This window comes from Marasmitruncus massiliensis, assembly GCF_900186535.1.
In the GTDB taxonomy this organism is placed as follows: domain Bacteria; phylum Bacillota; class Clostridia; order Oscillospirales; family Ruminococcaceae; genus Anaerotruncus; species Anaerotruncus massiliensis_A.
On record NZ_FYDE01000005.1, the window covers coordinates 47,415 to 61,876 of the forward strand.

12 protein-coding genes are annotated in these 14,462 nt (G+C 46.5%); 2 read left to right on the forward strand and 10 right to left on the reverse strand.

All coding sequences use genetic code 11. The annotated features are described in order from the left end of the window. Nucleotides 1-104: 104 nt before the first annotated feature. The 10 genes from C1A10_RS08290 to C1A10_RS08335 all read right to left on the reverse strand — a co-directional run bounded on the left by C1A10_RS08290 (nucleotide 105) and on the right by C1A10_RS08335 (nucleotide 11,988). Complete coding sequence (locus tag C1A10_RS08290; RefSeq protein WP_101909836.1) at nucleotides 105-1,016, reverse strand: dihydrodipicolinate synthase family protein; 912 nt, start codon at nucleotides 1,014-1,016, stop codon at nucleotides 105-107. 67 nt (nucleotides 1,017-1,083) lie between these two features. Next, entirely contained in the window at nucleotides 1,084-2,199 is a 1,116-nt protein-coding gene (locus C1A10_RS08295; RefSeq protein WP_101909837.1) for a mandelate racemase/muconate lactonizing enzyme family protein, read from the reverse strand. After that, the gene (locus C1A10_RS08300; RefSeq protein WP_101909838.1) at nucleotides 2,196-3,485 is read right to left on the reverse strand and encodes a TRAP transporter large permease; all 1,290 of its coding nucleotides are present in this window, start codon (nucleotides 3,483-3,485) and stop codon (nucleotides 2,196-2,198) included. Before C1A10_RS08300 ends, C1A10_RS08295 begins: the two co-directional genes overlap by 4 nt. A gap of 51 nt (nucleotides 3,486-3,536) precedes the next feature. Continuing rightward, nucleotides 3,537-4,103: a TRAP transporter small permease gene (locus tag C1A10_RS08305; RefSeq protein WP_101909839.1), complete on the reverse strand. Its 567-nt coding sequence runs from the start codon at nucleotides 4,101-4,103 to the stop codon at nucleotides 3,537-3,539. Nucleotides 4,104-4,190: 87 nt separating this feature from the next. Further along, nucleotides 4,191-5,303 carry a TRAP transporter substrate-binding protein gene (locus tag C1A10_RS08310; RefSeq protein WP_101909840.1) on the reverse strand — a complete coding sequence of 371 codons (1,113 nt, stop codon included), beginning with the start codon at nucleotides 5,301-5,303 and terminating at the stop codon, nucleotides 4,191-4,193. Between the two features lie 136 nt (nucleotides 5,304-5,439). Beyond that, nucleotides 5,440-6,198 carry an IclR family transcriptional regulator gene (locus C1A10_RS08315; protein ID WP_101909841.1) on the reverse strand — a complete coding sequence of 253 codons (759 nt, stop codon included), beginning with the start codon at nucleotides 6,196-6,198 and terminating at the stop codon, nucleotides 5,440-5,442. Nucleotides 6,199-6,438: 240 nt separating this feature from the next. Continuing rightward, on the reverse strand, nucleotides 6,439-7,068 hold the full coding sequence (locus C1A10_RS08320; protein ID WP_101909842.1) for a recombinase family protein: 630 nt from the start codon (nucleotides 7,066-7,068) through the stop codon (nucleotides 6,439-6,441). A gap of 243 nt (nucleotides 7,069-7,311) precedes the next feature. Next, nucleotides 7,312-9,072 carry a methyl-accepting chemotaxis protein gene (locus C1A10_RS08325; RefSeq protein WP_101909843.1) on the reverse strand — a complete coding sequence of 587 codons (1,761 nt, stop codon included), beginning with the start codon at nucleotides 9,070-9,072 and terminating at the stop codon, nucleotides 7,312-7,314. After that, nucleotides 9,069-9,542, reverse strand: coding sequence for a chemotaxis protein CheW (locus C1A10_RS08330; protein WP_101909844.1), 474 nt, complete (start codon nucleotides 9,540-9,542; stop codon nucleotides 9,069-9,071). Before C1A10_RS08330 ends, C1A10_RS08325 begins: the two co-directional genes overlap by 4 nt. A gap of 520 nt (nucleotides 9,543-10,062) precedes the next feature. Then, on the reverse strand, nucleotides 10,063-11,988 hold the full coding sequence (locus C1A10_RS08335) for a methyl-accepting chemotaxis protein (protein ID WP_101909845.1): 1,926 nt from the start codon (nucleotides 11,986-11,988) through the stop codon (nucleotides 10,063-10,065). Between the two features lie 259 nt (nucleotides 11,989-12,247). On the opposite strand from C1A10_RS08335, the gene C1A10_RS08340 reads away from it, so the two are divergent. Both C1A10_RS08340 and C1A10_RS08345 read left to right on the forward strand, forming a co-directional pair. Further along, nucleotides 12,248-12,922 carry a response regulator transcription factor gene (locus tag C1A10_RS08340; protein WP_101909846.1) on the forward strand — a complete coding sequence of 225 codons (675 nt, stop codon included), beginning with the start codon at nucleotides 12,248-12,250 and terminating at the stop codon, nucleotides 12,920-12,922. A 22-nt stretch (nucleotides 12,923-12,944) separates the two neighbouring features. Next, the gene (locus C1A10_RS08345) at nucleotides 12,945-14,393 is read left to right on the forward strand and encodes a sensor histidine kinase (RefSeq protein WP_180951061.1); all 1,449 of its coding nucleotides are present in this window, start codon (nucleotides 12,945-12,947) and stop codon (nucleotides 14,391-14,393) included. Nucleotides 14,394-14,462 lie beyond the last annotated feature (69 nt).

Sequence of the window (14,462 nt, forward strand, 5' to 3'; positions counted from 1 at the left end):
CGGCCGGCAAGTTTCCCAGAACTCTGCGTTTCACATAAGATTCTCCAACAAAAAAGATGCCGAATGATTTCGGCATCTTTTTGATAGGATCATATAAAGTTCTGTCAGATTTTATTGATTCGGTTACGCAGATTTTGCAGTGTATGCTTCAGCCGCTCATACCGTTCCAGCGAAATGTTTCCGTAGAAGGGCGGCAGAGCCTTTCCAACGCTGATACCGCGCAGTGAAAGTCCCAGTTTCAGCAGCGGCAGGTTTCCATATTCGGTAGCCTCAGCCAATTCATTCACCATCTGCTGGAGCTGCTCAGCAGTATCCCATTGCTGATTTCGCGATGCTTGAGCCAGCCTGACAAACAGTTCCGGCAACACATTGGCATTCCCTGAAATACTTCCCCCTGCCCCCAGCGCAAAAGCCTGTTTGATCAGGTCATCGCTTCCAACCAGAACCCGTCTGTTATTTCCGATCACTTCCAGATAGCGCTGCGTCAATGTGATGTCTCCCTGGCTGTCTTTAATCCCTGCGAAATTGGGATATTTACATAATGTCTGCACGACCCCAAGTGAAATGGAATTGCGGGCAAAGGCAGGGATGTTATAAAGGAACAGCCGTGAATCGGGTTTCAGCTCCTGGAGGATCGTCCGGTAATAGCAGAGCAGATCCGCATCACTGAATGGAAAATAATAAGGAGGGATCGCGCTTAAAAACGTGGCGCCCTGTTCCTGGACTTCCCGGACGAGCGAGCAGCATTCCTCCACCGGCAGCATCCCGACATGCACCATAACGGGGATGCGATTGTCTGCGGCTTTCAGAACCGCTTTTAACATTCCTATCTTCTGCTGCTTATTCAGCAGCATACTCTCTCCTGTCGTGCCAAGCGTATACAGACCATTGACACCCGCATTGACAAAGTAATCTACTAATTCATAAACAGTTTTTTCGTTAATATCGCCATATTCGTCAACCGGCGTCACCATTGCCGGAAAAATTCCTTCTATTTGCTTGACAGTGTCATCCAACTCATTTCCCTCATTTGATGACGCAGGCGCCCCTATTGTAGGCCAATAACGGGCGCCCACATCTAGTTTAAAATTTTACGCAGACCTCTTTGATATTGTCGTAATCCAGTTCCATTCCAAGCCCCGGCTTGTTGGGAAGCTCCAAATAACCGTTTTTCGGCTGAGGAGCATCCTTGAATACCATTGCCGACACGTCCTCAAACATAAACAGACGTTCCAAGAACGGCGCGTTCGGGGCGGCAGACATCAGATGCATATGCATATATTCCATACCGTGCGGCGCAAAGGCCAGGTTCCAGGCCTGCGTCATGCCGATAATTTTCAAAATTTCCGTAAAACCGCCGCAACGTGTCACATCACACTGGACATAATCCACCGCATTCGCAAGGATCAGGTCACGGATTCCGAATTTTGTATATTCATGCTCACCGGTGGCAAGCGGGATATCAGTGCTCTGTTTAAAGTGGGCGAGCCCTGGGATATCGTCCGCAAAGACCGGTTCCTCAAACAGCAGAATATCCAAATCACGCAAGCGGTTTGCCACCTGCACGGCGGTTGCGGAACGCCAGACATTGTTGGCATCCAGCATCAGGCCAATATCCGGGCCGATCGCGTCACGCACGGCGCGAATACGGCGTACATCCTCATTCGGATTATTGCCGCCCTCGACGCCGACTTTGAGTTTGATCTTCGTATAGCCGCGGCGGACCATCTCCCTGGCTTCCTCCACCAGTTCTTCAAGCGAGTAAGAGGTCCAGCCGCCCGACGCATAAATCGGGATCTGCGTTTTGACACCGCCAAGCAGCTTATAAAGAGGCATATTCAAAAGCTTGCCTTTCAGATCCCACATGGCAATATCCACTGTGCTGTATCCGCAGAAAGCCAGCCCCTTGCGGCCTACTCCGCGGATATAATGGAAGCATTCTTCCCAGATTGCTTCCGTTTCAAACGGACTGCGTCCAATCAGTTTGGGTTTGAGCGCTTTCAGGATGAACTCCCGGATAGCTTCGCCGCCAACCTCGTGATAGGTGAGACCAAAACCGTGCAGGCCGTTATCGGTTGTTATATCCGTGATGCAGTATCCGATGGTTTCAACATTACGGGTGGAATCCGCAAAATTGCCTTTTATCGCCTTTTCCACCAAATAAACTTGTACGTCTACTATTTTTGCGTCGTAACTCATACGCTGCCTCCTAATAAAAGATTGGGGATCATAAGCGTTAATGCCGGGACAAAAGTTACCAAGGCCAGAACAAGCAGGCACACGCCTACAAACGGCCATATCTGTTTGAATAATGCCGTCAGTTTGATTTCTCCCACATTGGCGGTAACAAAGAGTGTCATTCCAACCGGCGGGGTGATCAGCCCGACTGTCAGGTTAATGCAGACCAGCAACCCGAAATGCAGCGGATCAATGCCATAGGCAAGAGCGACAGGAAGCAGAATCGGCACCATAATCAGCAGCGCCGGTGACTGGTCAAGGATCATGCCGATCAGCAGCAGCAGAATATTCACAAAGATCAAGAATACGGTTGGGCTGTGAATATAATTCATACAGAACGCAATAATCTGCTGTGGAATCTGCAATGTTGTAATGGCCCAGCCCATTGCAGAGGCAACCGCGATGATGAACAAAACGTTTGCGGTCGTTTTTGCGGTACGGATACAGCAGTTAAAGAGTTCTTTCCAGCTCAATGTCTTCATCATCAGCCCGGCAACCAACATCGCGTACAAAACGGCAACCGCACCGGACTCCGTCGCTGTAAAAACACCGGATGCGATACCGCCCAGAATAATGACCGGCAGCAGCAGGGAAGGCAGCGTTTCAACTGTTGATTTGAGGATTTCTTTCATAGGGGTGCGCTGCATCCTTTTCGGATGGTTGTAGCGTTTCGCCATAAAATAGCAGATCACCATTTCTGACAAGCCAAGCAACACGCCCGGCAAGAACCCGCCAAGAAACATTTTGGATACCGAAACATTGCCTGCCACTACCGCATAGATGATCATAATGCTCGAGGGAGGAATAATCGGCCCGATAATAGCGGAGGCTGCTGTGACTGCCGCGGCATAATCACGAGGATAGCCCGCTTTGTCCATCATATCAATTTCAATACGGCCAAGACCGCTGGCGTCAGCGGTCGCTGAGCCGGAAATCCCCGCAAAAAACATACTTCCCAGAATATTCACATGCGCAAGCCCGCCGGTGACATGCCCGACAAGACAATCACAAAAATGGACGATCTTCTCGGTCAGGCCGCCGCTGGCCATAATTTCGCTCGCCAGAATATACAGCGGAATACAGAGATAGGTGAAATTATCCATGCCTGAAAACAATTTTTGCGGGATAATCAGCATGCTCCCGCCCAGAGCCGCAAAAGACGATATTGTGATAAAGCCCATCGCAAACCCGATCGGCACACCTATCAAAACCACAAGCAGGAAGCCGATTAAAAGTAATAACGCCATTTGGTTCCCTCCTAATTGATTGTACAATTTGTTTTCAGTCTGAATCAGAAATCAATTTGCCTGATTCAGACCATTGTCTTCCGGCCGCTTTACACCCGCTTCAAACGGTTTGAGCTTGCCGCACAGCACTCCCAGCCATTCGGTAATCATTTCATAGGTCATTAGCAGGCATCCTGTGACCGGCGCGCTGTATAGATACAATCCGGGAACCCTGAGAGTAGCCGATTTAAAGATCATATTGTTTTTGGTAACAATCACGCCATAGACCAGCGCGACAATTAAAAAAACGCTCATCAGCAGGCGGGTCAGGCTATAGAGCCACAGTTTTGATTTGGGGCCCAGCCGGTCATAAATAAAATTGACCGAGGCCTGCGAACCTTCTTTCAGGCAGATTCCCAGGCATAAATAGGCAGACCAGATCAATGCGTAACGCGCAAACTCCTCAGTAAATGGAAAAGAGAAAGAAACAAATTTAACAATTACAAAACGATATAACACCTGAAACAGCAACGCTGCCGTGCAAAGCGCGATTAATAATCCCGCGATCGCCTGCAACAGCTTTGCGACTGCGTTCGAAAGCTTATCCATCGCTGCGTACAATCTGCCGATAGCCGCCATAATGAGTCCTCCTATTGGGATTTCCCTCCGGGCAGACCTGCCCGGAGGGAGTTAATTCTGCTATTCTTTTCTATAATGCTGGCTTTATTATTTGCCTCTGTACGCTTCAATTGCGCTGACAAGGTCGTCCATAGCCTGGTCGCCGAGAGTGCTTCTGATGTAAGCCTGGCAAGGCTCCAAAACTGTTTTATGCCAAGCGTCCAGTTCCTCAGCGGTCGGCTCATAAACGCTCATGCCTTTGTCTTTCAGAATCTGAATGCCTTCGGTATTCTTTGTTGCAACAACCTTCTGCGCTTCCACCATCGCTGCGGCGGCCCCGGCATCAATCACACCCTGAAGGTCTTCGGAAAGAGAGGTATAGAACTTATCGTTCATGATATACGCCATGATGCCTGCCATATGTTCATCGAGCACCAGATACTTCTGGACCTCATAAGTCTTGTCCTGGATGATATTCAGAATCGGGTTTTCCTGACCGTCAACAACGTGGTTCTGCATTGCGACATACATTTCGGAGCCAGGCATAGGAACCGCCTTTGCGCCGAGAGCTTCCACCATTTTAATGGAAACCGGGTTTTCCATGACGCGGAACGTAACGCCTTTCGCATCTTCCACGGTTTTCAGTTCCTTATTGCTTGTGGTAAAGTTACGGAATCCCTTTGAATGCATGTTCAGAACATTGACACCTGTTTCTTCGCGAACCAGTGTTCTGAAGGAGGTTCCCCAGTCGCCGTTAATCACCTCGTCGCATTCTTCAACAGAGTTGAAAATACCGGGCGTGGAAAGGACCTGTGCTTCCTCGTAAATATTGTTAATCAGGGAAGCATCGATAATGGACATCTCGATGCTGCCGCCCACAACGCCCTGCAGAGTTTCCGCCGCGCTGCCAAGCTGGCCGGAAGGATAAAGGTCTACCTTGATTGCGCCTTTGGAATTTTCCTCGACATACTGTTTGAAAACTTCCGCATACATAATGTCCGGGCTGTCAGTCGCCGGAAGGCTTCCGGGCGTATACGCCAGTTTAATGGTATACACCTTGTCGGGGGCGGCAGATGCGGCTTCCGAGGAAGCTGCCGCGGAGGAAGCAGCAGAGGATGCGCCGGAAGCCGCAGGCGCGCTGCTTGAAGCCGACGAACCGCATCCGGAGAATGCTGCCAGCCCCATCGCTGCACACATTGCAAATGCTAAAACTTTTTTCATAATTTTACTCTCCCTATTCTTAAAATATAAATGCTCCACAGTGAAGCATTGGGAACGTGTTCATTATAGATGAACAATGTTCATCTATGCAACGTTTTTTTAAATGCAAAGCACTGAGCTTTGCATTTTCGTTTATTCAGATTCTCAGGCTGATCTCATCCGCGCTGCGCTGCAGCATTTCCAAATAAGTCGGTATTTTTTCATCTTCCAACCGGGGCGACGGGGCGGAAATGCTCATTGCCAAATGAATCTGTCCCTTGCTGTTGCGCAGAGGCACCGACATGCAGCGAATCCCGTACTCATGCTCCACATTATCCATCGCATAACCGTGTTCCCGTACCCAGCGGAGTTCTTCACGGAACTTTGCTTCGTCGGTAATCGTATGGGTAGTATGGGCCTCCACTCCTTTACGGAAAGCTTTCTCAAAATAAGCTTCTATGTATTCCGGTGAAGAATGCGACAGCAATACTTTGCCAATTGCCGTGCTGTGAATATCCGTGCGGTAACCGGCTATTGAACGGGTGGAATAGGCACGCGGGGCCGCAGTTGCAATATAAATGACTTCATAATCGGAAAGGCGGGCCAGATGCACGGACTCTCCGATATTGTTGCTCACCTGTTCCATATATCCCCTGATGATTTCATAGCTGTTGTTGGAGCTCAAATAGATGTTTCCCATCTCCAGAGTCTTGATGCCTAAACTGTATTTTCCATTCGCAGGATTTTTTTGTAAGATATCACACATTTCAAGCGTCGACAAAATATTATAAACGGTGCTTTTTAATGTATTGGATTTTTTGGAAAGCTCTGATATGCCCCACTCAGGATGCTTCGCATCAAAATAGGAGAGCAATTGCATTGCTTTATAAAGGGATTTCACTAAAACTTCAGCCATGTTATCACCTGTTTATTGAACAGTTTTTATTATTAATGAATCTTATGCATTTATTATAAACGCATCATCGCACTTTGTATATGCATTTTCCGACTAAAGATTTCCGATGGATTTTGTAAAATGTATAAAAATAATTGACTTCGTTCATCGATAACATACAATTGATCAATAATGATAAACGAAATCGTTAAATTTTTCATTTTTAAAGTAGGGGCAGCCCCTCTGATTGCGGTTCATTTCTTACATTGACAGTCGATTCGTATGGAAAAGAGCGTTTTGCCGATATTCCTTAATTCTTTTGAACAAAGTACTTTGGCTGACACCGCACTGATAAGCGAATTCATTAATTTTGATCTCTTTCCTGCTCCATTGATCATACAGCAGAGTAAAATTTTCCGGCATGGGCTTATATTTGCCACCCCAGCGAACGCCTCTGGCCTTTGCAGCCGCAATGCCTTCTGCCTGACGTCTCCGAATATTTTCACGCTCATTTTCTGATACAAAAGAAAGCAGTTGCAATACGATGTCACTGATAAATGTCCCCAAAAGATCCTTGCTGTTGGTTGTATCGAGCAACGGCATATCAATAATTTTGATATCCGCGCCTTTTTCTTTCGTAATGATTCTCCATTGCTCCATAATGTCCTTATAATTTCTGCCAAGCCGGTCGATGCTTTTTACGATCAGCAGATCTCCCTTTTTAAGCCTCTTAAGCAGCTTTTTATAAGCGGGGCGATTAAAGTCTTTGCCGGACTGTTTATCTATGTAGCAATTATTTCTGGGAATATTCCTTTCCCGCATTGCGATTAACTGCCTGTCTTCGTTTTGATCTTTCGTAGAAACCCGTATATATCCGTATGTATTATGCATGTTTCCTCCTGAATTCTGATATGGGATTTAATTTTCTTTTCGGCATTATGAAGATCTTTTGAAAGTATTCTCAAAATACTTTATCAGGAAATTGTTTCCATAGTTTAAAAAGCCTTTACACAGTCTGTGTAAAGGCTTTTCCGTAAACAATCGTATAATCCTGCTCACATAATGATTTGGTGGATTAGATAACCCTAATTCACAGAGGCAACAATCAATCTTTCATAAAATTTTAAAAACGAGCTATTTCATTACGCTTAATTCATATTTCTCACCCTCAGAAACATTGCCATAATTTGGGGTTGACGGAGCCGAAGTTTCGGCCGCATTTATGCTGTTCCGGAGTTTAAACCCACTTATCAATTGCTTCAGCACCTGCGCCTGACCGCTCAGTTCTTCACTTGCCGCGGCACTTTCCTCCGCTGTGGCGGAGTTCGTCTGAATAACTCCGGAAATCTGGTCTACTCCCGTGGTCGTTTGAACAACCGCTGTGGCCTGATCGTTTGAAGCTGTGGCAATCTCATTCATGATATGTGCCAGACTGTCGGCCTTCTCGACAATCCCGTTTAACGACTTCGCGGTTTTATCTGCCATTTCCATGCCGTTTGAGACCGCCTTAATGGCGTTTTCGATAAGAGTCGTTGTGTCTTTTGCCGCTTCGGCACTTTTCCCCGCCAAATTCCTCACTTCATCTGCAACAACGGCAAACCCCTTTCCTGCCGCTCCGGCGCGGGCCGCTTCGACCGCTGCGTTCAGCGCAAGAATATTGGTTTGGAAAGCGATGTCATCAATTGTTTTAATAATTTTGCTGATCTGATTGGATGTCTGGGAAATTTGATCCATGGCGGATACCAGGTTTTCCATCTGCTGATTGCCGAGCGTAATTTCATGTGTTGTTTCGCTTACCATCAGGTCGGCCTGCTGGGCATTTTGCGCGTTACGCTTCACCTGCTCCGATATTTCGGCAATGCCCGCAGACAGTTCTTCAATCGAACTGGCCTGCTCCGTTGCACCCTGGCTTAAAGCCTGTGCCCCGCTGGAAACCTGCTCTGATCCGCTTGCAACCTGCTCTGACGATGTATTGATTTGAATCAGTGTCTTATTAAGGGACTCCAGTATATGAATCATGGATTCTTTTATTGCAGCGAAGTCCCCGATATAATCCAGATCTATCGAAACAGTCATATCTCCCTGCGCCATTTTTCCCAAAACATGATCAATGTTGTTTACATAGCTGCGCAGGTTATCCATCATCGTTCTCATGCTATCTGCAAGCGTACCCAATTCATCTTTGGAGACATAGGAAATCATGGCGCTCAAGTCGCCTTTAGACATCTTGTCCGCCGCTGCTTCAATTTCAAAGACGGGCTTTGTAATACTTTTGATAATATAAATACAGAATAATAAAATCATAATGGCAGACAGCAGCGTAAATACAGCCAACATTAAGAAAGCTCTTTTCTGTGCGGTTACACCTTGATTATAAAAGTCCTGGGCGTTGTTTTCGGCAGTATCGCCGACCTGTGTCAAAAGATCCCTTGCCTTTTGCGTGATTGCGGAATATTGCTCATTGTAAAGCTTGACAGCGCCCTCATTGTCCCCCTTAAGAGATAATTCATATAATTTCTCTCTGACAGGTGCGCCCTGTGCTAAAGTACTTTCAAACTCTTCAATCAGTTTTTGATCACCGGTGTAGCTTGATTTCAGCGTACTTACATTTTCATTCAGGGCATTAATTGTTGTCGTACACTGGTCGATATACTGCTGGCTTTCCTTGGTGTTTTCGGTTGTGCAGGACAAGACGATATACTTTTCCATTTCCTGAAACCCGCGCCGCATATCCATAGCCTGTTTTGCCGCGACAAACGGGCCATTATAAAAGGTTGTAAAGTTTGAGGAAAGTGTGTTCATCCCGAGTATCCCGGTAATCACTGTGGCAGCGAAAAAAAGAAAGATTACTCCAAAAGCAACGGTCAGCTTTTTACTTATTTTAAAATTCTTCATTCATGGTTTCCTTTCTTGACGATCGCCATAAAATCATTTTCATGAAACAGCTGAGAAGTGTTTAGCAAAAGGATCAATTTATTCAGCAGCATGCCAACCCCCACTAAGTATTGATTATCAGAAACAATTTTGGGCGGTACGGATACATTCTCCAACGGAATATCGGCCACTTCATCAACTTCTTCTACAATCAGGCCAAATAACATGTTCTCAACACTTACCACAATAATGCAGGTTCGATCCCGATAAATGATTTCCGATCTGTTGAATTTTTGGCTTACGTCAATCACCGGAATCACATCACCGCGCAAATGAATAATGCCTTTCACATATGCGGGCAAATCCGGAATCGGCGTGATTTTCTGTATCCCAATTATTTGGACTACATCTTCAATCGGCAATCCAAATAACTGTTCGCCCAGTTTAAATGTCAGGTAGCGCTCATTTAAAGAATCCAAAGTATCACGCAAATTTGTCTACTCTCCTTCACTCTTTTATTGAATGGAACCCCTCTTTATCACCCCGTTCTTTTTTGCACCGTTATCTATCGAAGTACACTAGACTAAAAAATTTTAATTTCAATTTATTCAAGAATTTTGCGGCTATTTTTTGTGCTTTATTGATCAAATGCGAACCAGTTTCTTGTGAATTATCACAACAAAAAAAGGACTCTACCAAAGTGTACTTTGATAGAGTCCTTTTTTAATATAACAAACATTTCCATAAATTACAACATATTTCGACAAAATAAGACCAATCAACCGATTGTGACGACTTTTAAAAGTTGGCGGTTACGCAGCCTGTGAGCTGAATTGGCGGGAGGCCGGGGGATCATTCAGTTTCGCCCTTCCCGTATCTAACGCAGGATTTTCCTATCGAAACCCCCTCACACGCCAAAAGAAGTATGAGGGGTTGAGGGCGCTACAGAAAAAGCACAAGCGGTAGTTCCACAAATAAAACATGCCCTGCATTCATTGCCTTGTTCATTTTTTAATACTTAAATTTCTCAATCAGGTGCTTCAGCGTTTCTGACTGGTTTGTGAGTTCTTCGCTTGCGGCCGCGCTCTCCTCCGCTGTTGCGGAGTTGGTCTGGGTAACGCTGGATATCTGCGACATGCCGCTTTCGACAGCCGAGATCGATTGCGCCTGCTGTTTTGAAGCGGCGGTGATGTTGTCTATCAGGATATTAACGCGATTGGTCTTGTCCACGATTTCCTGTAGGGTCTGTGCGGTTTGCTCTGCAATACCCCTCCCATTCTTAACCGATTTCATTGATTTTTCAATCAGGGAGGCCGTCATCAGTGCGGCTTCCGTGCTTTTGGAAGCCAGATTTCCCACCTCCTCGGCAACCACGGCAAACCCTTTTCCGGCAGCGCCTGCCCGGGCAGCCTCCACAGCGGCATTCAGGGCAAGGATATTCGTCTGTGAGGAAATATCGTTGATGGCTTTGATAATTCTGATGATTTCGTTGGAGGAGGCATCGATTTCCTGCATGGAACGGAGCAATTCTCCCATCTGCGCATTTCCGCTTTCTACAAATTGAATGGTCTCACCCGACAGTTTTTCCATTTCAACTGCGTCAGCCGCATTTCTGCCCACATGTTCTGAAATGTTTTTCACCGTATTGGTAAGCTGTTCGATTGTTCCGGCCTGTTCGGCGGAGTTTTCCGCAAGGTTCTGCGCCCCCATTGCTACCTCCTCCGAGCCGGTATGTACCTGAAGTGCGGCGCGTGTAACAGAGGCAAAGGTTTCGCGGAGAGATTTTAAAATCATATCCAGTGCCTGCCGGATTGGAATGAAGTCCCCCTCATAGGTAATCGAACTGCTGACCGTCAGATCACTTTGGGACACCCGTTCCAGAACCGTTGATATATCGGCAATCAAATCCCGCAGCCAGACAATCGTATTGCTGAGCGCCAAAGTGAGGCGCGCAACTTCGTCTTTCCCTTTGACCGTGCTCACTTCGGCGGTAAGATTGCCAGCCGCGAGAAGCTCTAAACGCTGTGTGACAGATAAAATGGGCTCGGTCATTTTTTTGGCAAAAAGCATGCTGACGACAGACGCTGCGATCAGGATCAGAATACCTGTCCCCAGACAGATTTCAAGCGTTTGGTAGAGATTTTGCATCACCTGGCTGACCGGCGTGGTTACAGCCAAAGACCATTCTTCCGCGCCGTCAATGGGAGCATAGGCCACTAGGCGTCTCACACCTTTGTAGACACTGTAGCCCGTACCGGTCTCACCCGCGACCATATGCGTAAAGATATTTGCGATAGGCTCGTAACTTTTATCTTTTTTGACAAGCTCAAAATAGTCAACAGGGTTGATAATTGAATTTTTGTCAGGATGGATGACCGTTTTGGCATTTTTGTTCACCGCAAAAGCATAGCCGTTTTCACCCACCTTAATGCTGTTGAAAACTTTGCTGAATTCATCGTAAGAGATATTCCCCAACAGAACTTTCCCCCCAGACCCCAGAGGCGTACCGACCGTTAGCGTAAGGCTCTCATCTTCCTCATCGTAGACGGGACTTCCGATATAGGTGTCGCCGGCCTGCGCCCGCGAAAACACGTCCTCCCCCGATACGTCTTCGTGAAGCTGGGTAATCCCCTGTTCATTCGCAATGTCCAAAGATTCAAACCCGTATTTTTGCGCTGCCGTATCCAGCAGACGGCGTTCATCGGTTGAACCTGCGGCGCTTAAGTCTTTTGCCGCAAGCATTAAATTGCCGCGGATGGCGTTCAGGCTGCTGTCGACGGCAAGTTTATAAGCGCTTGACATGTTGCGTGCATTTTCTTCTGACTGTGCCGTGGAACTGCGGTAATAGAGAAACGATGAGAGACCGGTCAGCAGCACAATGGTCAGCAGAATTAAGGCGGCAATAAATACCTGTAATTTTGTCTTTAGAGATTTCACAATGATAACCCTTTCCTGATTTTGTTGGAGTATTCTTCCATTTTTTATTATACTATTTTAGTATACATATTTTTCGTAAAAAGTAAATATCAATATTTTAAAATTTGTGTCAGTTTTATTTTTTGCAGTCGGACCCGGCTCATCTTGCATTCAGGTTAACACACAATAGCAGAAATCTTCATCCCAGCTTCATAGACACCGAAAGATATATAGGGTATGATAGCAACATGAAATCAAGTTTCGGAAGGTGTGCAGCGGTATGTCATATACAATTCTCGTCGTTGAAGATGATAAAAATATCAACGAAGTCGTTACAGAGTATATGAAAGATGCAGGCTATGTGGTCATTTCTTCAGAAGATGGGGAAGCGGCGCAAAAAGCGATTCAAGCTAACCCAAACATCGATTTATTTGTCCTGGACATCATGCTCCCTGGAATCAGTGGATTAGAACTGCTCCACTGCATCAGAGAAACGGAAGAGCACAGAAACAAACCGGTTATTATTCTGACTGCGATCGGCGATGAGGCAACGCAGCTGTTCAGTTTCGACGAAATGGCTGACGACTATGTCACAAAGCCCTTTTCCCCCAGGATACTGGTGAAGCGGGTACAGTCGCTCATCCGCCGCAGTGTTCATGAGAGCCCCACGCTGCAATATGGGGACCTGCTCATGAATTTTGATAGTTATGAAGTATTTGATTTTGGTAAAAGGGTGAAATTGACACTCCGTGAATTCGAGCTTTTGAGTGTCCTGATGACGAACGCCGGAAAGGTGCTGAGCCGCCAACAGCTTCTGAATCATGCATGGGGGTACAACTATTTTGGCGACGAGCGGATCGTCGATGTACATGTCAAGAATCTGAGAAAAAAACTCAAAAGCAATGTGATAACCACCGTCAAAGGCGTTGGGTATAAATTGGAAGGGGGAATATAAGATGTTTCTCAAGAGGGGGATTGTGAGAAAAACATTCCTGTTTTCCGTTCTGTTAACGGTACTTGTGACGCTTGTGGCTTTCGCGATCCTTTATTGCACCATGCCGGGATATTACTATAAAGCAAAAAAGGAGAACCTGCGGGAAAGCCTGAACGCGCTTACGGCGCAGCTTTCATCCGCTCAGACACAAGAATCCTGCGCGGCCCTGATCTCAAAATTTTCTGATGAAAATAATGTCAATGTGCTCTCTTTTGATAAAGACGACGCATTGCTGCCCGCGCTCTCCACTCCGTTTACTTTCCTGCCGAAACTGAAACAAACGTCCGTGATATCTTCGTCAGAGGAAGCGGATGGCGGGATGAGTTATTCCATACTGATCCAGGACGATGAGCCGCTTAAAGCACCCGGCCGCGTTATGTATAAAACGTTCTTCACCAACACAAGCAATGCAATGGTTTTGCAGAGGAATGTCGGTACGGATTCGATTGATCATGTAGTGGTGAGCGGTACCTTGCAACCGATTGATGAAGCAAAGGAAGTTATTCTTTCTTTAATTCCTTATGTTCTGATCGTCGCCATATTGATTGGAATTATTTTATCAGGTATTTACGCGCAGCAGATTTCCAAGCCAATCCTGAGAATATCGGACGCGGCCTTAAAAATGCAGAAGATGGAGCCGGAGGCTGTTTCAAATATCCGCACAAAGGATGAATTGGGGCAGCTTTCAACCAATTTGGACGCGTTATATGCGAGTTTGCGCAAAAATATCGCGCATCTACAGGATGAAATGGAGAAAGTGAACCATCTGGAACGTTCCAAAACTGAAATGATGCAAGGCGCAAGCCATGAATTAAAAACCCCCATCGCGGCGCTGAACGGGATGATTGAGGGGATGATCGACAATGTAGGCTCCTATAAAAACAAGGAAAAATATTTGGGGGAATGTAAAAAGCAGGTTGATAAATTGTCCCTGCTGGTCAGTGAAATCTTAGGGGCGTCCAGGGCCGATGTTGCCGACGACAATCTGGTATATGAGGAGCTGTCCGTAAATGCACTGCTGGAACATCTGCTGGAGGAAAACGGCCACCAAATCAATCAGAAACACTTAAATCTGCTGAAAAAATTACCTCCCACGTCCATTAAAACCGACCCGGATATCTTCCGCCGCGCTCTTGGCAATCTGATCTCAAATGCCGTCCGGTATACCCCGGCCAACGGCAAAATCTCAATATCGGTTCATACGGATGGATGCGGCCGGTATCTTTCCATTGAAAATGAATGTGACCTCATACCGCAGGAAGAACTGGAAAAACTGTTCGAACCCTTTTATACCTGCAGTTACAGCCGCAGCAAAACGGAAAGCGGGACGGGGCTGGGGCTTTATATCGTGCGCCGCAGCCTGGAGCGGCTGAATATTCCCTATGAAGCCGGGACTACGGAAACCGGCTTAAAGATCACATTGCAGCTGTAGGTTTCTCATCAAAAGATGCTGAACGCCCCCCAGGGCGTTCAGCATCTTTTTTTGTGCGCTATTCTACAT